This is a genomic window from Nitrosomonas sp., assembly GCF_021731985.1.
Classification (GTDB): Bacteria; Pseudomonadota; Gammaproteobacteria; order Burkholderiales; family Nitrosomonadaceae; genus Nitrosomonas.
Genome location: NZ_JAKFWH010000006.1, coordinates 1 through 19,320 on the forward strand (window position 1 = coordinate 1; position 19,320 = coordinate 19,320).

Sequence of the window (19,320 nt, forward strand, 5' to 3'; positions counted from 1 at the left end):
GCCCATAAGGAATCTCTGAATAACTGTCATTTCGAGCAGAGCGAGAAATCTATATTGTTGATTGCCAAAGATTCCTCACTACGTTCGGAATGACAAAGGTGAGTTATTCAGAGATTCCATAAAGTAATCATCAGGATCTGAACGGGAGGATCTGATCATGCGTACACAGATTAAACTATTGTTTTGTTGCTTGAGTTGTGTGATTTCATCCGCTGTAGTCGCGGATGAACGGAGGGTATCCGCTTGGCTGCACGAGGTTAAGTTCGGCGTGCTTCACCATGACACGGGTGATTTGTGGAGTGGCTTTCGTCGCGAGAGCGGTGTTGATCTGAATCTGGAAGGTATTTTTTCGCCGCATATTAAATTTTTGGGCGGAACCGTTCGTCCCGCCTTGGGCGGATCGGTAAATACCAACGGTGATACGTCCAAGCTTTACTCCGGCCTTCGCTGGCAATATGAGCACGCGAGCGGTATGTTTTTTGGTATTGGTTTGGGCGGGGCGATTCATGACGGCAAACTCCATCTTCAGCACAATGACCGCAAAGCGTTCGGCTCACGAGTGCTGTTTCACATTCCGGTCGAAATCGGCTATCGCCTGACTGCCAAAAGTTCATTATCCGTGTACTTTGATCACGTCTCCAATGCCTATCTCGCGAATTCCAATGAAGGCATGGATACCTTGGGCGGACGTTTCGGTTACCGATTTTAGTATTCTTGGTGTAATGCGCTTCGCTCATTGACACCCTACATCATGGATGGATGCGCGTTCATTCAGCGTTATGTGCTTGAGTGGGGTGTTTTATCAAATAATTCAGCATATCTCTGAATTTTTGAGAAATTTCTGAGAAATCTCCTTGACTCTTAATAGATGTTTTTCGAAGGAGAAGTTTATGGCTATAACACTGAATCACACAATTGTGCCTTGCTTTAATAATGTCGAATCTGCCAGATTCTATTGCAAATTATTTGGTTTTGAATATGCCGGCGAGTTTTCACGTTTCATCGTAGTCCGTGTAAATGATACGTTGTGCTTGGATTTTGATAGTAGGGATCAGTTTGAATCCAATCACTATGCATTCAAAGTCTCCGAGCAGGAATTTGACGAAATATTCGAACGCTTACAGACCGAGAATATTAAATATGGCAGCGGACCCAGTGAGGTTGATAATATGATTATCAACCACAACTATGGCGGACGCGGGGTTTATTTTCGTGACTCGAACGGGCATTTGCTGGAGTTGCTGACAGTTGACTATGTTATACCTACCCACTAACCATAATCAGCACTACGGTCATTTAGGGAATCTCTGAATAACTGTCATTTCGAGCATGGCGAGAAATCTATGCTATTGATCCTCGAAGATTCCTCGCTACGTTCGGAATGACAAAGGCGGGTTAAGAGATTTCTTAGAAAACATTCGTTTTCGCGTTAGATGTAGTAATCCTTCAACGGCGGAAAGCCGTTGAACTCTACCGAGCTGTATGTCGTTGTGTAGGCGCCGGTTGACAGCCAATACAGTCGATCTCCGGTTGCGAGATTCAGCGGCAATCCGTACTTATAGTTCTCGTACATGATATCTGCGCTGTCGCACGTCGGCCCGGCGATGATCGCGTTCTCGAGCTCGCCGTTTTTCTCGGTGTAGATCGGATACTTGATCGATTCGTCAAGCGTCTCGATCAACCCGGTAAACTTTCCGACATCGGTGTACACCCATCGATGCAACGCCGTGCGTGATTTACGTGCGATCAGCACGACTTCGCTCACAAGTACGCCGGCATTCGAGACCAACGAGCGGCCAGGCTCGATGATAATTTCCGGCATGTCATCCATGAAATCTTCGTGCAGGAATCGTGTAATTTCCTCGGCGTAGATCGCAAGTTCGTTCGTGCGTTGCAAATAGTTGGCCGGAAATCCACCGCCCATGTTGATCATCTTCAGTTTGATGCGGTCTTCTTCCCACAAGCGGTTGAAGATCACTTTCACCTTGCCGAGTGCCGCGTCCCAAGCGCCGATTTCACGCTGTTGCGAGCCGACGTGGAACGATACGCCGTATGGTTCGAGACCGAGATCGCGCGCGAGGATCAGCAGATCCATAGCCATGTCACTCTCGCATCCGAACTTGCGCGATAGCGGCCAATCGGCGGTCAATGTGCCTTCTGTCAGGATGCGAGCGTAGATACGCGCACCGGGTGCAGCCTTCGCAATATTGCGCAGATCCGCCTCGGAATCGGTCGCGAACATGCGCACACCCTTCTGGTAGAAGGTGCGGATATCCTTGGCTTTCTTGATAGTATTGCCGAAGCTGATTCGATCGGGCGTCACGCCGAGTGCGAGCACCTTGTCAAGTTCGTATGTCGACGCGATGTCAAAGCAGGCACCTTTGTCTCTGAGCAATGTCAGGACTTGTGGTGCCGGATTGGCTTTGACCGCGTAATAGGTGCGCGCGTACGGAAAATGCCGCAACATATCATCGTATTGGCGATCGATCGTTGTGAGATCAACAACCAGGAACGGCGTTTCGTGCGTGTCGGAGAAGGCTTTAATTCGCCCCCAGGTGGTCTCATCGAAATAATCGTTAACTGTAACCGCTGTGTCGGACATTGGCTGATGGATTCTCCAAGTAAGGTGTTCGGGGATATGGGTACAGCGCGGAGATCTTACAGGGTATCTGGCTGTTATTGCAATTGGAAATTCTGGTTATTTTAAGGATTATAGTATCGAAGCTTATTGGTGGAGCTAACTTTGCGCAACCTTACTATTGAGCACCCTTCGTATTGATGGGGAATTGGTTGTGATGGGAATATTAATATTATTCGATGACAAGTGACTTAAGTGGTTATTCTAATATTTTGAATAGCTGGCTGATTCATTAGTTTTAGAGAAATTGCTTGATCAGTTAAATGAGAAAACCCTTTTTATGTTCGATTTATTCCAGTTCTCTACCTGCTTCGTTTAGAGTTGTATTTAAATTTCCTACATTGTGGCTACACAAGCGCAGAAAATAAAAAAGCACTTAAGATTATCGATCTTTAAGCGCTTGTTTTTATTGGTGGCCAAGGGCGGAATCGAACCACCGACACAAGGATTTTCAGTCCGAGTTCCGCGCCATTCTCGCACATTCACGCAGATTCATAAAAGTTCACAAAACTTGATGTAAAGCCATTCTTGGGGTAATCTGTTATTAATGGGCATTCATGAAAATACGTTAAAATGCCTGCAAATTGTTACCCCAATGTTACCCCGGTGTTACCCCAGAATGAGCAGAAGATTCAATTTCACAAAGTCCGAAATAGACGGATTACCAATCCCGGACCACGGCAAACGTGAAGATTATCAGGATACAAAAGCTGCTGGCTTGTATTTGCGGATATCGCATACTGGAATTAAAACATTCAGCGTTTTAAAGCGCATCAAACGCGGCCAGCTCGAAAGAGTTACCCTTGGGCGATACCCAGAAATGACGATTGATCAAGCGCGTCGCAAGACAATGGAAATAAACCTTAAAATTTCAGAGGGCAATAACCCGGCTGAGATCAAGCGCGCGGCAAGAGATGAAATTCTTTTTAGTGATCTTTTCGCTGACTATCTTGAGAGGCATTCAAAGCAGCATAAAAAAACATGGATGGAAGATCAGGAAAAATACAATAATCACATATCAGGCACGCTGGGTAACAAAAGGTTGTCAGCAATCGATAGGAGCATCATTTCAATGCTGCACAGCTCTATCACTAAACAAGGTCACCCAATCGCAGCAAATCGTATCCTGGCGTTAATTTCAAGCGTGTTCGGCTGGGCGATGTCAGCGGGTATGTGGGAATCAAACCCGGCATTGGGAATCAGAAGAAATAAAGAAAAAAGCCGCGATAGATTCATTCAGGGCGATGAATTGCCGCGATTCTTTCAGGCCGTGGCGGATGAGCCAAATGAAACTGTGCGTGATTATGTGCTAATTTCACTGCTTACCGGGGCAAGGCGCTCAAACGTTTGCTCAATGCGCTGGCAAGATATTAATTTTGATAGGGCAGAGTGGCGTATCGAAGAAACTAAGAACGGTACCCCGCAAACTGTTGCTCTGTCTCCAGAAGCGCTTCACGTACTCAGGAATCGCAAATCAGATAAGTCAGTTTTTGTATTTCCTGGCACCGGAAAATATGGATATCTTGCGGAGCCTCGTAAGGGATGGGAAAGAATTCTGAAACGCGCCGGGATCGACAATCTTCGGATTCACGATTTACGGCGTACTTTGGGAAGCTGGCAAGCTAAAACAGGCGCTTCTTTGGCGATTATTGGCAAATCTCTAAACCATAAGCACCAAAACACCACGGCGATTTATGCAAGGCTTGATTTAGATCCGGTGCGAGACAGTATAAATACGGCCACAAGCGCAATGCTGAGTGCTGCTGGTCTCAAAGAGCCTGCTGATGTGATCAACATCAAAAAGAAAACAAAGTAATCAAGCTGCGACTCTCTTGCTCTCAAGCCACGCAAGCAAATCCTGTTCTCGGTAATACACTTTCCCCCCCACTTTGTAGTATGGGATACTTTCTTTCTTCGTGCATCGCCATGCCGCCATTGTCTGTTTTGATACGCCCACAATTGCGGCGGCCTCATCTGGTGTGAGTTGCTTCGGTTTACTGTTTATGATTTTTTCTATCGCTTGGCTCATTATATTCATCCATCAATTAAGCACGAGGTTATCGTTAATTTCTTTCTTGCATTCAATCGTTACTACGTGAGTTCCGAAATCTACATCGTGATTGATCACCGCGCCCGGTTCATAATCGTTAAGAATATTAGAGATATACACCCCATAATATGCTCTTAGTTCTAGCTCGAATTCTTCCTGCGTCATTCCGCTTTCAAGTGCCAGTGTTTTCAGGTTCTTAGTGATCATTGTGTTGTGACATGGCCTTCAATCAATAATTAATCTTGTATTCTTCAATCTGTCCCGGTACCAAAAAGCAATTCACGCCTTCAAATGTAAGATTTAGAAAACCGTAACATATAGGAGGATTGTCAATTTTTGCTGCTTCCAAAAACTTGCTTAATCCTAAATTATTAAAAGTTATGCACTTTGGTATAGGGGGTAATGATTTAGCGAGTTCTATTCCGGCTTGTAGATCAGCTAATGTGAAATTCTTCTGCGTTCCGGTCGTGGCGATGCTTGCTGGATAAGCATTCATTACTTAATCTCCAATCTATTGGATTCATTGACGATAAGAATGGATTTATCCAAAGTTTCAGCATCAACAGTATCACCTGATTCCTTAACCACTTTTTCTAGCGCCGCCACTGCCCGCCTAATGTACTGTGGCACGCTCGCTGCTTTCCTGACGCTTTCCACAATCCGCTGCTTGGCTGCTTCATCAAGATCGTGATCGACTATTCCTGATAATTCAGCGCATCGTTGGATGGTTTCTTGCTCATCGCCACCGATTTGGCATTTAACATACCCAAGCAGCCGTCTTAAATGGTTGATGTCTGATTGTTTGATGGTTTTCATTACTAGACTGCCTTTGCCCAACGCGGGAATTTGTTGTCGCCGGTTATGCGATTCCACTGCTTGTAATACGCAGACACCTCATGTCGTAGAATTACATCGTTTTCATTGCTATGAGCGATTGATTCTAGTTCTTTCAGCATTGCCCAGAATGTGCCTAGTACGCCTTCTTGCTCGTTTTCAGGTATATGCTTTAAGTTAGGCATTTATGGCCTTATCCGCTAATTTATCTCTCAGAGATAGCATGTGGTTTTTCGCATCACCCGATGAGTCGAATACGCTTTGTGTGTTTAGTACAGGTCTACCATTTGGCATGGATATCCATCCTGAAAATTTACCGTTGCTGTCAGGACCGGCATACGTAAAAATAAGATCCTCGTTATTTACGATTATCATAGCGGTCAGGTTAGATATACTCACTTCAGCTCCTCCTGTAGCTCTTCTTGTTTCTCTGCAAAGAAAAGGAATTCGTTTTCGTTTGATGGGTCTCTATATTTGTAAGCTGGCTTGCATTCAGAGAAATTTGAGTCACAAGGAACTAGGTCGCTAACATCACATCCGCATTCAGCGTAGCCATTCACAAGTCCATCAAACTCGTTATCAACCAGGTGCTGTTTAAGTATTTCTATAACTGTTGGCATAATCACCGCTCCATCAGCTCATCAAGGTTTTTGATGTTCCCGATATTCGCGCTTGATATTGCTTTATCAGCCGCAGCCATGTCGCCCGCATCTAAAGCCTGCTCTATCAAATCAAGCCTGCGCATTTCGTGATCACACGATACCACAGTAACTGAAAACGGCTTTCCCTCTGATGCACTCATGCTATCAATGATAGATTTGCGGGTTTCCTCGAAAGCTGCCGGGTCATTGATTGTGTAAACCACTGTTAGGAATTGCATGGCTTCTCCTTATTACTCAGTATTAGTGCCATTGCCAGACTCAGATTCATCATTAATAAACTTGATCATGTTTGCAGCTGGTGTGATAACAGATCCATCTGGCATTTCTACTATGGCAGTCGAATATGAGGAAAAGCCACGATCATCTTCCATGCAGTCATATCCGAACTGATGGAATATGCCAGTTCCCAATTCACCTTTAACCAAAGGATCTCCAAATTTATTTGTGTACTCATAAACAACTACTTTTCTACGTTGCGCGCTCATATTCATCCATTCTCAGTAACCGTTTCCCATATTTCCTCGAGCTTATCGATCTGTGCCTCACTCAAATTCCGGCCCTCATCAATCTGATTGCGTATCGTTTCAATGAACTCACATTCCCAGTCACTCATCATCGATTTGTCGACCTCGCAATCTTCAATCATATTCAGCAAGTAGCTGTTATTGTCATTATCCATACCAGTCCCCTCCATCATTTTCTATGTTTATTGTCGCAACAACATGCTCCTGACAAACTCCGCCAGTTTCATTAATGGCTCTATTGTTTCCTCCTGCTTTCTTCAATACACATAGAGAACCTGATCCGGAGAAAAGCCATAAACTTTTTGGCCATTTCTTAGCTACTCTTTTAAGCGCATCAATCGCTTTTTTTTCTTCCTTACTAAGTTCTTCCATAATCACCTTCCACTCACGGGCACAAACCCACACTCATCAGTACGCATATCCGAAAAATCAATCGGTGGCTCACCATCGCTTCCCCACCATGCGCGTGCGTGCGCCATCACGTCATCATTAAAATTCCTGCTGCAATCGGTATTCGCGCACGGCTGGTTGCAGAATCGTTTGTCTAGGTAGCAGGGCATTTTTAAATCCGACAGCCCATGATTGCTCCGATTGTGTCAGAGCCTGTCCGAAACACGAGCATTCCGTTTTCTTTTGCGGAAGAGAATTCCAGGCTTTCTTCGTCGATTATTAGCCGCAAATACTTTTCTTGCACATTGATTCCGAGAATTTCCACACAAGCGTATGGCTTGTATACTTTCCCAGAGCCATTGCAATCCGGGCATGTTTCATCGGTTTCCAGATTGTTGTCATAACCGGCTCCACCGCATAGCGCGCACTGAAGATCATAGTATGTGCTGTAGTCTGTTTCCGCATCAACAGTGCCATCGCCTTCGCATTCTTCGCACTTTATTTTCTTTGCCTTGCCTGTGCCACGGCACACCAGGCATGGCACCATCTCCGGCAAAACCATTCCATCTTTATTCACAGTTAACCATGCGGTCGCTGATTCGATTATGTTTATCACCCGCGCAGCGTTGAACCTTTCCGGGCATTGCGGATACTCGTTTTTGCCGTCGTTTGGCATTACGATAATTACGTGTCCGTTAGTTGCAACAATTCTGTTGTCAACAATGAATGGTGCGTTTAGATGGCTGCGAATATCGTCTTTTCCGCAGAATTGATTAATGTCAATCATGTTTTGCCTCCAAATCAACTATTGCCGCAAACTTTCCTGGATGCCAACTCACGGTTCCAGCATCAACCAATGCTTTATTAAAGACTGCTAACGCCTCCTCTACGCTATCCGGCAATTCACCATCCTCTGGAAGATCGTCATTCCAATATTCCGAATTTATTTGCGACAATTCATTTGGTTCACAGATAAACAACTCCAATTCATCGGGATCTGTCACTTGGGTTTCGCACATCAAATCAAACAGATCATCTTTATCGAAGAGATACTTGTCATGATCCTGTGAATAGAGCGGCGTTTTATGATCCCATTCGATTTTTTGGGCATTCTTGTATTTCTCGATATCTTTCCTTCTTGAACATGCCCTGCAATAAGACCTTTGTTCAACTACCTCGCCACAATCGCAATGCCTATGCGTAGATCCTGAATATCTGGCCATTTTTTCATCGGCACCCCAAAACCGGCCATCACGATCAACCCACCCACTAATGCCGGTGACAAATTTAGCCGCTTCCTCGGATTCTGGGAATATTGGTTTTTCTGGGTTATTTGCTTGCATTTTTTGCCTCGTCATATTTCATGATCCCCCACACAATCGCGTACAGGTTCCAGATAAACTGCGGCGAATAGCATTCAGTTCCTCCGCCGTCAAAGAAATCAGAGAATTCAAATGTATGATCACCAATCTCATATCTAAAATCATTAACAGATTGATACGCCCTGTGTTCCTCGTCAGAGTTGTATAAAACCTCATCCTCTATTTCTTTCCACAATTCACCCTTCTGTAATTCATCCTGAATGCGGGTAACCATATAATCTTCAAAATGTTCTTTGACCCGGTTCTTGAATTTTTCCTGATCAAATCTTAGGAATCCCCCAAATCTGCTAATAGACTCAAGCTTTTCGCCCCAATAATGTGGATTGATTAACATCACTCCATTTTTGGATCTAAAAAATCCGAACATGTCGTTAGTGCGTGAAAAAACATAGGTACCGCAATCACCTGAAATACACAGTGTCCCAGACCAAGTAATGAGATTAAACCAATAAGTGCAGCTATCTGCTTGTTTGAACTGAATGTGTCTATGAACACCATCATCTTTGATGATAGTCATATGGTGACCCTTAACATCCTCAAGAAATCGTTCTTGAGTGCATTCGTGTTGGTTACTCATCACGCGCCTCTTTTGCTCGTTCTGCAAGATTCTTTATTGTTTCAAAAACAAGGTGAGCCTCATCTTTGTGCATTGGCACCGATACAAAAAGCCTTCCTTGCTCCAAATTGCTCCTTTCTTTCCGGATGACTCTCTCAGCAAACCACTGACCCCAGCCGAACCCGGAAACAAAAAATATGACAGCTATCACTGCAAAATAAGTAATCACGATTTTCATATCCTTGAGCATTTAAGCTGCCTTTGCCTTGTTATCCTGAGCAATAACCCCGTCCTGTATCCAATAAGCACTTGTTAAAGATGGAAGCTTTTCAGGCAATTCTTTGAGCGTTCCAAACACCATCACTGTTTCAATCTCTTTATTTTTTGCCAAGGTAACAAGCCATTTCATGCAAGTGACGCGACTAGGTGGATCAAGCAAATCAAACTCATCGGCCATAAAAAACTTCAATTCGGTTATGTGGCTGATAGCTTCTGCAATCATTACATTGGCGCGCCACTTGGCAGATTGTGATGCTAGACCGTATGGTTTGCCGCCATAACTGATGGTCATGTCATCATTGATAAAAACTTGCTTCCAGCCGGTATCTGTAGAAGTTTTTGCCAGCCGCTCATTGATTGGGGTAATTGCAGTTTTAAGTATTTCTCCTGGTATTCCATCAGGAGCTAATGCATACGAAATTGCATCCCATTCCTGAACATCAGTGTGATAGCCAGCGGCTTTTTTGGTCTTTTCATCTGCTTCAAGGGCAAGTTTTACGTTCTTATTGATCAGGTCGAGTGCATCCTGGGATTCTTTGCGCTTTGTTCTCAGCGAATCAAGCTTTTCTTTAAGTAGATTAATGCGTTCCTCGCTGATTACCTCTTTTGATTCTTTTTCGAGTTCTACCAGTTTTTCTTTGGCATATTTCGCAGCCGCAAGATCACGCTCACCGTTTTCAACTGAATTCTTGAGCAATGTAAGTGCGCTTTCTAATCCAGGAAGCGCCAAAACAGCATCTTCATTGCCTTGCAAATCGCCTTCCCGTTTAACAAGTTCCTTTCCATTCCAGAATAAGTCAGAATCGCATGATGGGCACTTGCACGCGATATTGTCAGGCGTTGATCCTTGAGCAAGTCTGCGTGCGTCCTCTACCTTTACCGTAATCAATGCTAGTTCTTTCTTATCAATCGACAACTTTGTTTCAATACGATCAATCTGCCCAGATTTAGCGCGTAATCCATTAATCTCAGCTTCATTCTTATTGGCATTGTTAAATTGTGTCTGCAATGATCCAAGTTTCTGGTTTTCCGCATCAAATTCAGCGCTGATATCTTCGAGTGCTTTCTGTGCCGCAGCCATTGCAGATTGATCCACTTCCGGCTTGACTGCCTTCCAATCGACAGCCTTTTTATCGCCATACACTTCGCCGGTCGTAGCTTTCCAACTGGATCGCGCATCTTTGGTATTATCGATGGCTTGCTTTTGGGCATTGCTAAAGCCTGACACCAGGAATGGCAGTATTGATTCAGTTTTTTTCTCATTGCATTTGCGTTCTAGCATTTTCTTTTTAATGCTAGGCAGGTCTCGTTTTGTACCGGTAATCTCTATGATGAGACCGCGCCTTAAATCCTCGGTGGCACTCGAAAATAGGGCAGGGTTTAGCACATACGGAAGGGCAGAATGAATCTGTTCTTTAATCTCATGCGCGCCATTAGGCAGGGTAATACTTGCGCGCTTGCCACCATCCCATTCAACGTAGCAATATCCAACCGTGTCATTATCATTAACAAGATGTTTTAATTCTTTTTTGCCTACCCGCGTGCTGGCACCGGTAAAAGCGTGAATGATTGCTTCATAAATACTGGATTTCCCGGCTTCATTTGATCCGCAGATCATGTTTACCGGGTTACTCAATTGGATATCTGCGCTTCTTGCTGCAATTATGTTGTGTGCTGATATTTGTTCGATTTTCATGATTATTCGACCTTAATTGATGTAAGTTCTTGTCTGTTTTGATGATGATTACGCAGCCGCTTTCTCATCACTCAAAGGCCGCTGCTCCCCCAGAGTACCAATTAGCTCATTGATTATTTTTAAGCACTGTCCTGACCGGATGGTGAACTCGTTATCAAAATAGTCATCATCTGTGTCGAATTCAGAGCGATCCTCAACTAGATCAGGAAGGGTGATTTTGCTAATCATTGATTTGTTATCAATTGTGAAAAAGCACTCATCCTTGCCAAGTACGATTTCTAACTTAACAGGGCGCTTACCCTGCAGAACGTAACTGGTAACCACGACCGTGTCCAAATGCTCATTTTTGTACGTGATTCTTTTGCTTTTTGCTTCCGCATCTTCAAGAACGCAACTCCTGCCCAATGAAAAATTATCAATGCTCGAATCATCATCAAGAACCAGTCTGCGCATAAACATTTCCACCGAACTACCAAATCTTAGAAGCGCCCCGGTGTATCCTAAGTGCTTAAAAAGGCGTGCCCATACATCATCCGCAACGGCACTGGAGGTAGTTTCAATGCACAGCAAATCATGTTCGGTATTAATCCAAACATTTATTGATTTGCTTGTTACAAAAGCTTTTGCGTACAGCTCAGAGATTAATTGCTCTTTTAATTCGCGCAACTGGCTTTTTGTAAGTTTTTTTACTTCGAGCCTTTTGCACAAATCATCGGCTCGCAGTTTTAACTCACGATTAATCACGCTGGCAGGTAGCAATTTCTCTTGTTTTTCGCAAACAAGCATGATGTTTTTGCCTACTTCGATGAATGGATCGCCATTGCGTAATTCCTTCCATGAGTAACCAACATGGCCTGGTATTGAGATTTCCTCTCTGAGCTTTTCCAGGTCTGGTACCCACCCTTTGGGCGATCTGAATATCGTTAAATTTTTCATGTTTATTTCCTATGTTAATTTTTGGTGGTTAATTTGATGCCAATAATTTACTTTCCTTTAAAACCATTCTCGCCCACTCAGCAGAACACCCAACTTCACGCGCCAGTAAGCTAATGTTGATTCTCTGTCTGCCCCTATTTAGCTTAATCATCCTTTTATAAACCTTAATAATCGTGACCTTTACAAGAGGAAGGCTAATATTCAAATGAGATCTTGTTTCCTGTATGTATTTGGCTATGCTGCTACTCTTTAAACACGGAATATCTTCATTGCTCTTATCTTCCGTAATAAGGCCATCCACACATAATTCGTAATGAATAACCTTGCACAAGGTTTTTCCTTCAAGAAGCTTTTTAGCAATCGTAGTCTTAATATTTTCTCTCTGCTCTTTGCTTATTTTTGTGCGTTCCCGATGACTGATTGAACATTTGCCAATATGAATCCGTGGCTTAACACCGTCTAAAATTGGCAGTGACTTATTCGCAAAGAAATTAATTGCAGCGCTATCCATGACATTTAATCGAGATTAAAATCTTTATCTGATGAAGATTCAGCAATCTCGCGCTGGCGTATCTTTTCTTTCTCTTCTGGTGATGGTGAATCAGAGTTTCCAGCTTGGGATTCTTCGGTTTTTATGCCTGGTCTAGCTTGCTCGTTTTGCTTTTGATCATCAGGTTTTTTATCTGCAGTTTCTGTTCTTTCCTTTGTGCGTTCTGAGCCACCAGACAAATCTCCAGCATCAGGAGATGATTTAAGGTCTTGGAGATTTACGTTGTTCGCAGAAAAAGATCCATCTGCCTGCTCAAAAACATCAATTACATCATTGATTTCTTCGGAGCTTTTCCCCATCCCCATAATCGCGTCTTGAGCGTATATCGATGCAAAGAAAGTACCTGCGCGATATTGGAGCATCTGGAATCGCATTTCTCCCTGCCATTTTGAGCCGTCTTTTGCATACCATCCTTCCTCTACTGCCATCTTCATGGATACCGGAATAGACTGCACAATATCTTTTGTCGGACGGCGGTTAGCGTCGAGAACATAAGCCCACGCAACACATTCCCAGTTATCTATTTCAATCTGTTGATCTTTGAAATTAAACCGGTTTAGAGTTTTATTCCAATCCTGCTTTTCTTTATATTTGGCCGTTATTCTGCCTAGGTTTGTGAGCTTAAATTGGAGCGGAGTAAATCTACCGCAGGCGTTAACAGCGGCTATTTGGAATTTTGACGACCAACGCAACTTGCCTTGGATTACATCAGCATTTTGCATGACGCTTATCATTGATAATCCGACTGATTTGGCAACTTCTATTGCAACCAAGCAATTTCCTAGTGATGCGGGGTTTCCAACAAGCGTTGAATTCCCATTAGATCCTTTTTTTTCATTGAATTGCCTGAATGCTGATGGCACTGCATCCGATGTTGAAAGAGCCTTGGCAATTTCGCACGCAAGTTCAAAGCCGTTCTTCGAGAAGAAATCAACTTTTAAATCCGGCTGCATTCCTATGGCTGTTCCAGTTTTCCTTATTTCTGATAATTGTGTTGTTTCATTCATTTGATTTAATCTCCTTTAAAAATACATTTTTTCCAGCGTGGACAATATTTCTCTGAACAGAGCGTAGATTTTGGATTCGGATAAAACATGCCAGTACGAAACATATTTGCAGCAAACTCAATCAAACCCTTATTGTTTTCATCACCAACCATGATCTGCTTCGCATTGCCTATTACCCCGGTAGCTATTTCCGCCTTGCCCTTGGTTTTTAGTCCGATAATCTCAGCCTCAGAGGTTATTTGTTGGCCGGTCGTGTGTTCATACAGCAATTCATACGTGCCTATTTGCGCAGCATGTCCCTTCGTTACTGCAACGCCGTTTTGAACAGAATTTCCACCACTTTTGAGGTCAGCAATACCAACCCCTGCGGTTGTTTTCTTTATCCTTGCTCTATCCAGCGTTCCTTTCAGCCTGATAACAACTCCGTTTCCGCAATCAATATCAAACTCCTTGGTATTCATTTCGATAGCCACAAAGTTGTATTTTGGGGACCATACTTGGCAATACTCTGAAACAAGCGACACCCCTATAAATTCCGCTTCTTTCATGGTGATGCCGTCTCTACCGTGATCGAATTCGTTTTCAGGATCGTGCAATTTGTCTATCATTACGCCGGTTGCATCTATGATGCTCACACCAGAGTCGTCTAATCTGCCTTGATCAAATGCCGCGGTTCCAGCATGAATTGCGGTACCTAATGCGGCTCGCAGTCCGACTGTGTTGCGCATGCCTAGCAAGTGAATTCCCTCCCATTTATACGCACAGTCAAAAAGACTGGGCCATGAGGATGCGCGAACGGTTAGCGACGGCTCTACCATCACTTCTTCTCTCGAGTAATTCTTGCCAGACGAAACGATTCTTTGAAACTGAACCCCTCACGCTTATAAAAAACAAAGTCACAGAGGAACTGCCACGCTCTCTTAATTTTTTGCATGATTTATTCCCTCACAAAACCCGTATGTCTTGCACCACCGCTCGTTTGCTTTATCAAAATCAATAAAGCTAACAACCGCAACCAATACGGCGATCCCGAATATCAGATGTTTAAAACCCATTAGTTCATTCATTTGAATACTCCACATTCATGTACAGTTGCTACAATCGCGATTTGTAGAGGAAGGCTCATAATTTAACTCTCTGTACGAGTTAATATTCCATCAGTAAAATCGTGGTCGTAATAACCTCGGTTCACCTTGTCCAAATCTATCAATACTGATTCCCAGTTTTCGTTCTGCTTCCCCTCCGCGGCAACACAAATCTCATGTTTAGAAACAAAACAGCCATCAACCGGAGTCGGGTACGCTGCATGGAACTTAACTGTCCCATCCAGATCTTGTGTTAAATATTTAAAAGTTGGGACCTCTAATTTAGGCATCACAGCACCTCGCTATCAGGTAAAAAATTCTTTAATTGCTGATTCTTTAGTTTTGCTTCAATGCGTAATTCACGCGCTTCTGCTGCAAATTTCATTTCAACAGCACGGAAAACGTCAGCAGACATGGAGTCAACTATTCTCATCACTTCAGTGTTCGGAATGTCCTCGTATCTTGGATAACTAGGATCAGGAATATTTAATTTTCTAACGAACCCGCTCAAAGAGTTACCACTCTTTCTTCTGTTAGCTAAATACTCTGAATGGTCATCAAGTTTTTTTGCTCGCTTTAATAGATCTTTTTCTTCATTGGCAATCTGGTTAAGGTTTTCAAGATTCATCACAGCACCTTTACTTTCACGCAGCACAATCCATTCATCGCTGCATACATTTGGCATGTAGCCTCACCAGTTGATTTGAACTGGCCATAAATCGGTTTGTGCCTACCGGCAGCAGTCCTGATTGTTATTACGCACTTGATCATTTTTATTCGCTCCGTTTGTTTGCTTATCAGCACTCACCTACGCTTAACGATTCATGGTGGTTGTGTTGATGTGATGATATTAGGCCATGCCTAACTACTTGTCAATAGGCAAAGCCTAATATTATTTGCTATACTCCAAACTCAAGTTGAAATTAAGCGTTGCTTTGAAGGCCGGGCAGGGCGTTGCAGGGAGATTTATTTGAACAATCTGAAATTAATTACTAAGATGCGAATATGGCTACTCAATCAACAATAGAATGGACGGAGCAAACCTGGAATCCCACTACCGGCTGTACTAAGGTGTCACCGGGTTGCAAAAACTGTTATGCAGAAGTAATGGCAAGGCGGTTACATGCAATGGGAACGCCTGGCTATGAAAACGAATTCAATCTCACTGTTCATGAAAATCGTCTTAGCCAGCCTTTACTCCGGAAGAAGCCAACTGTTTATTTTGTGAACAGCATGAGCGATTTATTTCATGAAGGCGTTTCTGATGAATTCTTGGATAAGGTGTTTGAAGTTATCGAAAATACTCCGCAGCATACCTATCAAATACTAACCAAACGAGCAGAACGGTTGCCGGTATATTTCAACCTGCGAAAATGTCCTGATAACGTATGGCTTGGCGTATCAGTAGAAGATAAGAAATATGGAGTGCCACGCATTGATTACTTGAGGCAAGTAAACGCAAAAATTAGATTTCTTTCAGTGGAACCCTTGCTCGAAGATGTGGGGAAAATGAATCTAACCGGCATTCACTGGGTGATTGTTGGCGGTGAATCTGGACACAAAGCCAGACCAATGAAGGCTGAATGGGTTATTAATATTCAGCAACAATGTGAAGAATCGGATGTGGCTTTTTTCTTCAAACAATGGGGTGGTTGGGGTGCGGACGGTGTTAAGCGTGACAAAAAGGCTAACGGGCGCATTTTTCGTGAACGCACATGGGATGACTATCCGAAAGCTTTGGGTTCGTCCTTATAGTGAATTCAGAATATCTTTTGCAATTTTGGTCGCCAGTCCATGCGCCTTAAGGCTAGGATTGGATGATGCAAAATACAGGGCGAAGAGTGGAGGGCCACTTGGATTTCTTGAATTTCCGCCCCGGTGCAGAATTTTTGGTTCAGTCACTGCGGGAAACAAAGTCTTCAATTGCTTTGATACAAATTTCAGCATCTGAGGGTGATCTATATCACGCACATCGCCATTTCCTCCGCCAAACATATCTGATTGTGGATTCTGGACATAGAATACCTTGCGCCATTCATCAGTCCCAAGTACGCGCGTTAGTGATGCCTCTTTGTCGGCATCAAGTGCGTCTGCGTTCTTTGTTGCCTGTCGATACAGTCCGGCATACGGGAATAAGTACCAGACATCAATCGCACCGGTTTTAGCAATAGTTTCCAACGTTGACCATTCAACATGCATTCCAAACGGATCAAGAAACAGTACGGCACGCTCCCGTCTCCAATGATATTGGGTGCACAAGGTTTTCAATGCCTTATTGGCATCGTCCTGGATAATCTCAATGATCTTTCCAGGATGCTCTGATCTCAAAGCATTCAATGCCATTAACTTCTTCGAGTGAAGCTCGATGAAACAGAATTTATGAAATGCTGGATTGATGTCCAATGCCCTGCGTGCAGAGCCATCGATAGTTTTATTCTCACCATCGACTTTGATATCGCACCGTCCCGTACCAGCAAAAGCATCGATATATAGACGGGTAAAACTTTGTTTGCTGAGAACAGTATTGAACGCAGCCAGATATTTCTCTAACGCCCCTAGCTTGATGAGAGTCCAAGCCCCGCCGAAGGAGTGCTGATCGCGTGAGACATTGTCTAATTCGTCTTCATCTGGCAACAGCCCATTATCACCTCCGATAGGTTCTACCATACACCCCTCTTAGTTCTGTTTAATAATAAAAAATATCATATTTCCAATTACTTGGTAACGTAAAATTTTTGATAAACTTGAATTCACCGCGATATCGTAAGGGTAAGGGAAAGAACGAAAGGGTAGGCGGTAGAAGGGGTGCGGTTATAACAGGCAATAAAAACCAGCCGGAGCGGATTAGTGGTCGAATTGGATTAAAATTAAATAGTTACACTTCAATTCTAAACTTATATTCTAAATCGGTTTCCTTAATTGAAACTACTAATTTATATTCACCAAGTTGCGTAACCTTAAATGGAACAAATTTTGCAATTAAATTAGCTTCTTTATGTGCGCTATTAATTCCTTCATCAACTATATGACCTAATTCACTATTTTCTATTAATACCGTGGTATCTGGCGCATATAGACTTATATTTACTGCAAAACTACCTTCAAAACCAACTAAACTAGCTAATATAGAAACACTTGGAATCATGACAGCCGCTTCTTTGGAAAGGGCTGGTATATCAGTAGGTAAAGTAATGACAATTCGATCTCTTGGGTATAGGCCGATTATGATAGGACGATTATTCAATTCAAGTCGAATATCTTCTGCCAAATAAAACTTTACTTCTTTTTTTTGAGATGTTTTTTTCATTGCTGGGTAATAAAATGTTCTGAGGGAGTGTTTTCCGCCATACTAATTGTCTTTCCTTTAAAAGCAATCATTTGTTTATTGCTAATAGTTTGAGGCGGGTAAGCGACTAAAATCGTATTACGCAAGTCATTTTTGATAGAAAAGAATTGGTCTTGTATGGATTTTAAAAAAACATGCTCTGTATTTTTACAACCAACATACTCAGAGATTGCTGAGACAATCAGTTGATTAATACTGGTATCTTCTAATTCCGCTAATTCTGCAATTTGTTTATGCAGTCCGCGTGGTATACGCAATGCTATCTTTCCACTATAGCCAGAATAATCTATTGGCTCCCTAACAGGATAGCCATTAGATAGAGAACTTTCTAGCCAAGAGAAAGCAGCTTCATTCAAATTATCGAGTGCCTCTTGCGGGGTATCTCCTTCAGCAAAACAACCTGGAAATTCTTGTATCAATGCTGTAAACCCGCCAGTCACGTCCGGAATAAGTTGTCGAGCATAGGGTTTCCTCAAAATATCTTTTATTTTGTCTAAGTGATGTTTATTGGTTTTTTTCATCTGATTCATTTTCTATTAAAAATAATTCCCATTCATCAACATCGTTAATAAGAAAATCAATAATATTTCTCGCTGTTCCAGGTTTGAGTTCATCCCGATGAGGGATACTTAATGAACCGTTTAGCCGTGGCGGGATATTTTTCCTTTCATAATAAGGTTCCTTACCATGATTCTCTTTTAAGCGACCTAATTTTTTAGCAATATTAACTAAAATCTTAGAGTTAATATTGAAGGGGGACTTACGTAAACTACTCAACTGTTTCTTAATTTCAGATAATTTCTTCTTGTTCATGATATCACAGGCAATATCATAAGCAAGTAATCGGAAGGAAAGAGATTTTATTTAACATTAATTTTATGACCTGATAATTATCTAAAACTTCCTCTCATTGATCACTATAATTTTAGGTCTTCTTGCGCATCCCCATAAACCCAACCAACCCCAACCCGGCCAGCAGCATCGCGTAGGTGTGTTATGAAATCACCAGACTTTTGTCGCTGTAATCTTATAGCCATCCGGCAACAAACATTCATATCCAATATTGGGGATGCAAGATACTTGTGTTATTTCAGCGATTGTATCCGTTTTAATTTCTATATCAGAGATTATATTGCCTTCTCCGGTGATATTGGTGATACGGGCTTTATTATCTGTCCTTGTACCTCTTGAAGCCACCCAATCTCCCCCATAATCGTCGTTATACACAGCAACAATAATCATTTCATTGTTATTTTCGGAAACAATGGCATATCCGTAAGGTTTTATTTCCCAAATGCCATCGAATGGCCCAGCCGCGAATGACTGCGCGGGTACAAGTAACAAAAGCGCTATAAGAAATTTTTTCATAATATTTTCTCCTAATT

33 protein-coding genes and 1 pseudogene are annotated in these 19,320 nt (G+C 42.8%); 4 read left to right on the forward strand and 30 right to left on the reverse strand.

All coding sequences use genetic code 11. The annotated features are described in order from the left end of the window. The first annotated feature begins 157 nt into the window (after positions 1 to 157). On the forward strand, positions 158 to 709 hold the full coding sequence (locus tag QZ942_RS00310; protein ID WP_292992501.1) for an acyloxyacyl hydrolase: 552 nt from the start codon (positions 158 to 160) through the stop codon (positions 707 to 709). Between the two features lie 181 nt (positions 710 to 890). Next, positions 891 to 1,274 (forward strand): VOC family protein, encoded by a 384-nt coding sequence (locus QZ942_RS00315; protein WP_292992503.1) that lies wholly within the window; start codon positions 891 to 893, stop codon positions 1,272 to 1,274. Between the two features lie 155 nt (positions 1,275 to 1,429). Here the strand turns inward: QZ942_RS00315 and QZ942_RS00320 are convergent, their stop codons facing one another. Further along, positions 1,430 to 2,602: a type III PLP-dependent enzyme gene (locus QZ942_RS00320; RefSeq protein ID WP_292992504.1), complete on the reverse strand. Its 1,173-nt coding sequence runs from the start codon at positions 2,600 to 2,602 to the stop codon at positions 1,430 to 1,432. Positions 2,603 to 3,257: 655 nt separating this feature from the next. On the opposite strand from QZ942_RS00320, the gene QZ942_RS00325 reads away from it, so the two are divergent. Further along, the gene (locus tag QZ942_RS00325) at positions 3,258 to 4,454 is read left to right on the forward strand and encodes a site-specific integrase (RefSeq protein WP_292992506.1); all 1,197 of its coding nucleotides are present in this window, start codon (positions 3,258 to 3,260) and stop codon (positions 4,452 to 4,454) included. Here QZ942_RS00325 and QZ942_RS00330 read toward each other — a convergent pair whose 3' ends face one another. From QZ942_RS00330 to QZ942_RS00440, 23 genes are all read right to left on the reverse strand, one after another. After that, the gene (locus QZ942_RS00330) at positions 4,455 to 4,667 is read right to left on the reverse strand and encodes a helix-turn-helix domain-containing protein (RefSeq protein WP_292992508.1); all 213 of its coding nucleotides are present in this window, start codon (positions 4,665 to 4,667) and stop codon (positions 4,455 to 4,457) included. Between the two features lie 12 nt (positions 4,668 to 4,679). Next, positions 4,680 to 4,895, reverse strand: coding sequence for a hypothetical protein (locus QZ942_RS00335; RefSeq protein WP_292992510.1), 216 nt, complete (start codon positions 4,893 to 4,895; stop codon positions 4,680 to 4,682). Positions 4,896 to 4,917: 22 nt separating this feature from the next. Then, on the reverse strand, positions 4,918 to 5,184 hold the full coding sequence (locus QZ942_RS00340) for a hypothetical protein (RefSeq protein WP_292992511.1): 267 nt from the start codon (positions 5,182 to 5,184) through the stop codon (positions 4,918 to 4,920). After that, positions 5,184 to 5,504: a hypothetical protein gene (locus QZ942_RS00345; protein WP_292992513.1), complete on the reverse strand. Its 321-nt coding sequence runs from the start codon at positions 5,502 to 5,504 to the stop codon at positions 5,184 to 5,186. The genes QZ942_RS00340 and QZ942_RS00345 overlap by 1 nt, the downstream gene beginning before the upstream one ends. A gap of 2 nt (positions 5,505 to 5,506) precedes the next feature. Next, the gene (locus QZ942_RS00350; protein ID WP_292992515.1) at positions 5,507 to 5,707 is read right to left on the reverse strand and encodes a hypothetical protein; all 201 of its coding nucleotides are present in this window, start codon (positions 5,705 to 5,707) and stop codon (positions 5,507 to 5,509) included. Next, positions 5,700 to 5,921 carry a hypothetical protein gene (locus tag QZ942_RS00355; RefSeq protein WP_292992516.1) on the reverse strand — a complete coding sequence of 74 codons (222 nt, stop codon included), beginning with the start codon at positions 5,919 to 5,921 and terminating at the stop codon, positions 5,700 to 5,702. The genes QZ942_RS00350 and QZ942_RS00355 overlap by 8 nt, the downstream gene beginning before the upstream one ends. After that, entirely contained in the window at positions 5,918 to 6,142 is a 225-nt protein-coding gene (locus QZ942_RS00360; protein WP_292992517.1) for a hypothetical protein, read from the reverse strand. The genes QZ942_RS00355 and QZ942_RS00360 overlap by 4 nt, the downstream gene beginning before the upstream one ends. Before the next feature lie 2 nt (positions 6,143 to 6,144). Next, the gene (locus QZ942_RS00365; RefSeq protein ID WP_292992518.1) at positions 6,145 to 6,402 is read right to left on the reverse strand and encodes a hypothetical protein; all 258 of its coding nucleotides are present in this window, start codon (positions 6,400 to 6,402) and stop codon (positions 6,145 to 6,147) included. Positions 6,403 to 6,414: 12 nt separating this feature from the next. Continuing rightward, entirely contained in the window at positions 6,415 to 6,669 is a 255-nt protein-coding gene (locus QZ942_RS00370) for a hypothetical protein (RefSeq protein ID WP_292992519.1), read from the reverse strand. A 2-nt stretch (positions 6,670 to 6,671) separates the two neighbouring features. Then, entirely contained in the window at positions 6,672 to 6,863 is a 192-nt protein-coding gene (locus QZ942_RS00375) for a hypothetical protein (protein ID WP_292992520.1), read from the reverse strand. Then, the gene (locus tag QZ942_RS00380; protein WP_292992521.1) at positions 6,856 to 7,080 is read right to left on the reverse strand and encodes a hypothetical protein; all 225 of its coding nucleotides are present in this window, start codon (positions 7,078 to 7,080) and stop codon (positions 6,856 to 6,858) included. The genes QZ942_RS00375 and QZ942_RS00380 overlap by 8 nt, the downstream gene beginning before the upstream one ends. Before the next feature lie 2 nt (positions 7,081 to 7,082). Next, positions 7,083 to 7,268, reverse strand: coding sequence for a hypothetical protein (locus QZ942_RS00385; RefSeq protein WP_292992522.1), 186 nt, complete (start codon positions 7,266 to 7,268; stop codon positions 7,083 to 7,085). A gap of 2 nt (positions 7,269 to 7,270) precedes the next feature. Beyond that, on the reverse strand, positions 7,271 to 7,885 hold the full coding sequence (locus QZ942_RS00390; RefSeq protein ID WP_292992523.1) for a hypothetical protein: 615 nt from the start codon (positions 7,883 to 7,885) through the stop codon (positions 7,271 to 7,273). Further along, positions 7,878 to 8,441, reverse strand: coding sequence for a hypothetical protein (locus tag QZ942_RS00395; protein ID WP_292992524.1), 564 nt, complete (start codon positions 8,439 to 8,441; stop codon positions 7,878 to 7,880). The genes QZ942_RS00390 and QZ942_RS00395 overlap by 8 nt, the downstream gene beginning before the upstream one ends. Continuing rightward, positions 8,428 to 9,057 (reverse strand): hypothetical protein, encoded by a 630-nt coding sequence (locus QZ942_RS00400; protein ID WP_292992525.1) that lies wholly within the window; start codon positions 9,055 to 9,057, stop codon positions 8,428 to 8,430. Before QZ942_RS00400 ends, QZ942_RS00395 begins: the two co-directional genes overlap by 14 nt. Then, positions 9,050 to 9,286 carry a hypothetical protein gene (locus tag QZ942_RS00405; RefSeq protein ID WP_292992526.1) on the reverse strand — a complete coding sequence of 79 codons (237 nt, stop codon included), beginning with the start codon at positions 9,284 to 9,286 and terminating at the stop codon, positions 9,050 to 9,052. Before QZ942_RS00405 ends, QZ942_RS00400 begins: the two co-directional genes overlap by 8 nt. Continuing rightward, complete coding sequence (locus QZ942_RS00410) at positions 9,287 to 11,011, reverse strand: AAA family ATPase (RefSeq protein WP_292992527.1); 1,725 nt, start codon at positions 11,009 to 11,011, stop codon at positions 9,287 to 9,289. It abuts the gene before it with no gap. Positions 11,012 to 11,059: 48 nt separating this feature from the next. Beyond that, the gene (gene rdgC / locus QZ942_RS00415; RefSeq protein WP_292992528.1) at positions 11,060 to 11,947 is read right to left on the reverse strand and encodes a recombination-associated protein RdgC; all 888 of its coding nucleotides are present in this window, start codon (positions 11,945 to 11,947) and stop codon (positions 11,060 to 11,062) included. A gap of 28 nt (positions 11,948 to 11,975) precedes the next feature. Beyond that, a complete protein-coding gene (locus QZ942_RS00420; protein WP_292992529.1) occupies positions 11,976 to 12,458 on the reverse strand; it encodes a hypothetical protein in 483 nt (160 codons plus the stop codon). Between the two features lie 5 nt (positions 12,459 to 12,463). After that, positions 12,464 to 13,504 carry a hypothetical protein gene (locus tag QZ942_RS00425; protein ID WP_292992530.1) on the reverse strand — a complete coding sequence of 347 codons (1,041 nt, stop codon included), beginning with the start codon at positions 13,502 to 13,504 and terminating at the stop codon, positions 12,464 to 12,466. 5 nt (positions 13,505 to 13,509) lie between these two features. After that, a complete protein-coding gene (locus QZ942_RS00430; protein WP_292992531.1) occupies positions 13,510 to 14,322 on the reverse strand; it encodes a PD-(D/E)XK nuclease family protein in 813 nt (270 codons plus the stop codon). Between the two features lie 311 nt (positions 14,323 to 14,633). Further along, entirely contained in the window at positions 14,634 to 14,879 is a 246-nt protein-coding gene (locus QZ942_RS00435; RefSeq protein ID WP_292992532.1) for a hypothetical protein, read from the reverse strand. Then, the gene (locus QZ942_RS00440; protein ID WP_292992533.1) at positions 14,879 to 15,274 is read right to left on the reverse strand and encodes a hypothetical protein; all 396 of its coding nucleotides are present in this window, start codon (positions 15,272 to 15,274) and stop codon (positions 14,879 to 14,881) included. The genes QZ942_RS00435 and QZ942_RS00440 overlap by 1 nt, the downstream gene beginning before the upstream one ends. 320 nt (positions 15,275 to 15,594) lie before the next feature. Between QZ942_RS00440 and QZ942_RS00445 the strand changes: the two genes are divergently transcribed. Further along, positions 15,595 to 16,344 (forward strand): DUF5131 family protein, encoded by a 750-nt coding sequence (locus QZ942_RS00445; protein ID WP_292992534.1) that lies wholly within the window; start codon positions 15,595 to 15,597, stop codon positions 16,342 to 16,344. On the opposite strand, the gene QZ942_RS00450 is transcribed toward QZ942_RS00445, so the two are convergent. From QZ942_RS00450 to QZ942_RS00470, 6 genes and pseudogenes are all read right to left on the reverse strand, one after another. Next, positions 16,339 to 17,256, reverse strand: coding sequence for a three-Cys-motif partner protein TcmP (locus QZ942_RS00450; protein ID WP_292992535.1), 918 nt, complete (start codon positions 17,254 to 17,256; stop codon positions 16,339 to 16,341). The genes QZ942_RS00445 and QZ942_RS00450 overlap by 6 nt on opposite strands. A 208-nt stretch (positions 17,257 to 17,464) precedes the next feature. Further along, positions 17,465 to 17,896: a hypothetical protein gene (locus tag QZ942_RS00455; protein ID WP_292992536.1), complete on the reverse strand. Its 432-nt coding sequence runs from the start codon at positions 17,894 to 17,896 to the stop codon at positions 17,465 to 17,467. Beyond that, positions 17,893 to 18,456, reverse strand: a complete 564-nt coding sequence (locus tag QZ942_RS00460) for a toxin-antitoxin system HicB family antitoxin (protein WP_292992537.1) — start codon at positions 18,454 to 18,456, stop codon at positions 17,893 to 17,895. Before QZ942_RS00460 ends, QZ942_RS00455 begins: the two co-directional genes overlap by 4 nt. Beyond that, the gene (locus QZ942_RS00465) at positions 18,440 to 18,748 is read right to left on the reverse strand and encodes a hypothetical protein (RefSeq protein WP_292992538.1); all 309 of its coding nucleotides are present in this window, start codon (positions 18,746 to 18,748) and stop codon (positions 18,440 to 18,442) included. The genes QZ942_RS00460 and QZ942_RS00465 overlap by 17 nt, the downstream gene beginning before the upstream one ends. 112 nt (positions 18,749 to 18,860) lie before the next feature. Further along, positions 18,861 to 18,926: pseudogene (locus QZ942_RS13995) on the reverse strand (PEP-CTERM sorting domain-containing protein); the annotation flags it as partial. An 11-nt stretch (positions 18,927 to 18,937) separates the two neighbouring features. Continuing rightward, on the reverse strand, positions 18,938 to 19,303 hold the full coding sequence (locus tag QZ942_RS00470; protein WP_292992539.1) for a hypothetical protein: 366 nt from the start codon (positions 19,301 to 19,303) through the stop codon (positions 18,938 to 18,940). Positions 19,304 to 19,320: the final 17 nt, after the last annotated feature.

Excerpts from the sequence above, each read along its gene's own strand:
- QZ942_RS00390 (WP_292992523.1), bottom strand. The coding sequence starts at position 7,885 with ATGATTGACATTAATCAATTCTGCGGAAAAGACGATATTCGCAGCCAT.
- QZ942_RS00440 (WP_292992533.1), bottom strand. The coding sequence starts at position 15,274 with ATGCCAAATGTATGCAGCGATGAATGGATTGTGCTGCGTGAAAGTAAA.
- QZ942_RS00455 (WP_292992536.1), bottom strand. The coding sequence starts at position 17,896 with ATGAAAAAAACATCTCAAAAAAAAGAAGTAAAGTTTTATTTGGCAGAA.
- QZ942_RS00405 (WP_292992526.1), bottom strand. The coding sequence starts at position 9,286 with ATGCTCAAGGATATGAAAATCGTGATTACTTATTTTGCAGTGATAGCT.
- QZ942_RS00345 (WP_292992513.1), bottom strand. The coding sequence starts at position 5,504 with ATGAAAACCATCAAACAATCAGACATCAACCATTTAAGACGGCTGCTT.
- QZ942_RS00325 (WP_292992506.1), top strand. The coding sequence starts at position 3,258 with ATGAGCAGAAGATTCAATTTCACAAAGTCCGAAATAGACGGATTACCA.
- QZ942_RS00310 (WP_292992501.1), top strand. The coding sequence starts at position 158 with ATGCGTACACAGATTAAACTATTGTTTTGTTGCTTGAGTTGTGTGATT.
- QZ942_RS00420 (WP_292992529.1), bottom strand. The coding sequence starts at position 12,458 with ATGGATAGCGCTGCAATTAATTTCTTTGCGAATAAGTCACTGCCAATT.
- QZ942_RS00360 (WP_292992517.1), bottom strand. The coding sequence starts at position 6,142 with ATGCCAACAGTTATAGAAATACTTAAACAGCACCTGGTTGATAACGAG.
- QZ942_RS00445 (WP_292992534.1), top strand. The coding sequence starts at position 15,595 with ATGGCTACTCAATCAACAATAGAATGGACGGAGCAAACCTGGAATCCC.
- QZ942_RS00465 (WP_292992538.1), bottom strand. The coding sequence starts at position 18,748 with ATGAACAAGAAGAAATTATCTGAAATTAAGAAACAGTTGAGTAGTTTA.
- QZ942_RS00320 (WP_292992504.1), bottom strand. The coding sequence starts at position 2,602 with ATGTCCGACACAGCGGTTACAGTTAACGATTATTTCGATGAGACCACC.
- QZ942_RS00410 (WP_292992527.1), bottom strand. The coding sequence starts at position 11,011 with ATGAAAATCGAACAAATATCAGCACACAACATAATTGCAGCAAGAAGC.
- QZ942_RS00400 (WP_292992525.1), bottom strand. The coding sequence starts at position 9,057 with ATGAGTAACCAACACGAATGCACTCAAGAACGATTTCTTGAGGATGTT.
- QZ942_RS00375 (WP_292992520.1), bottom strand. The coding sequence starts at position 6,863 with ATGGATAATGACAATAACAGCTACTTGCTGAATATGATTGAAGATTGC.
- QZ942_RS00460 (WP_292992537.1), bottom strand. The coding sequence starts at position 18,456 with ATGAAAAAAACCAATAAACATCACTTAGACAAAATAAAAGATATTTTG.
- QZ942_RS00385 (WP_292992522.1), bottom strand. The coding sequence starts at position 7,268 with ATGCCCTGCTACCTAGACAAACGATTCTGCAACCAGCCGTGCGCGAAT.
- QZ942_RS00380 (WP_292992521.1), bottom strand. The coding sequence starts at position 7,080 with ATGGAAGAACTTAGTAAGGAAGAAAAAAAAGCGATTGATGCGCTTAAA.
- QZ942_RS00430 (WP_292992531.1), bottom strand. The coding sequence starts at position 14,322 with ATGGTAGAGCCGTCGCTAACCGTTCGCGCATCCTCATGGCCCAGTCTT.
- QZ942_RS00450 (WP_292992535.1), bottom strand. The coding sequence starts at position 17,256 with ATGGTAGAACCTATCGGAGGTGATAATGGGCTGTTGCCAGATGAAGAC.
- QZ942_RS00470 (WP_292992539.1), bottom strand. The coding sequence starts at position 19,303 with ATGAAAAAATTTCTTATAGCGCTTTTGTTACTTGTACCCGCGCAGTCA.
- QZ942_RS00330 (WP_292992508.1), bottom strand. The coding sequence starts at position 4,667 with ATGAGCCAAGCGATAGAAAAAATCATAAACAGTAAACCGAAGCAACTC.
- QZ942_RS00370 (WP_292992519.1), bottom strand. The coding sequence starts at position 6,669 with ATGAGCGCGCAACGTAGAAAAGTAGTTGTTTATGAGTACACAAATAAA.
- rdgC (WP_292992528.1), bottom strand. The coding sequence starts at position 11,947 with ATGAAAAATTTAACGATATTCAGATCGCCCAAAGGGTGGGTACCAGAC.
- QZ942_RS00365 (WP_292992518.1), bottom strand. The coding sequence starts at position 6,402 with ATGCAATTCCTAACAGTGGTTTACACAATCAATGACCCGGCAGCTTTC.
- QZ942_RS00435 (WP_292992532.1), bottom strand. The coding sequence starts at position 14,879 with ATGCCTAAATTAGAGGTCCCAACTTTTAAATATTTAACACAAGATCTG.
- QZ942_RS00335 (WP_292992510.1), bottom strand. The coding sequence starts at position 4,895 with ATGATCACTAAGAACCTGAAAACACTGGCACTTGAAAGCGGAATGACG.
- QZ942_RS00395 (WP_292992524.1), bottom strand. The coding sequence starts at position 8,441 with ATGCAAGCAAATAACCCAGAAAAACCAATATTCCCAGAATCCGAGGAA.
- QZ942_RS00315 (WP_292992503.1), top strand. The coding sequence starts at position 891 with ATGGCTATAACACTGAATCACACAATTGTGCCTTGCTTTAATAATGTC.
- QZ942_RS00350 (WP_292992515.1), bottom strand. The coding sequence starts at position 5,707 with ATGCCTAACTTAAAGCATATACCTGAAAACGAGCAAGAAGGCGTACTA.
- QZ942_RS00340 (WP_292992511.1), bottom strand. The coding sequence starts at position 5,184 with ATGAATGCTTATCCAGCAAGCATCGCCACGACCGGAACGCAGAAGAAT.
- QZ942_RS00425 (WP_292992530.1), bottom strand. The coding sequence starts at position 13,504 with ATGAATGAAACAACACAATTATCAGAAATAAGGAAAACTGGAACAGCC.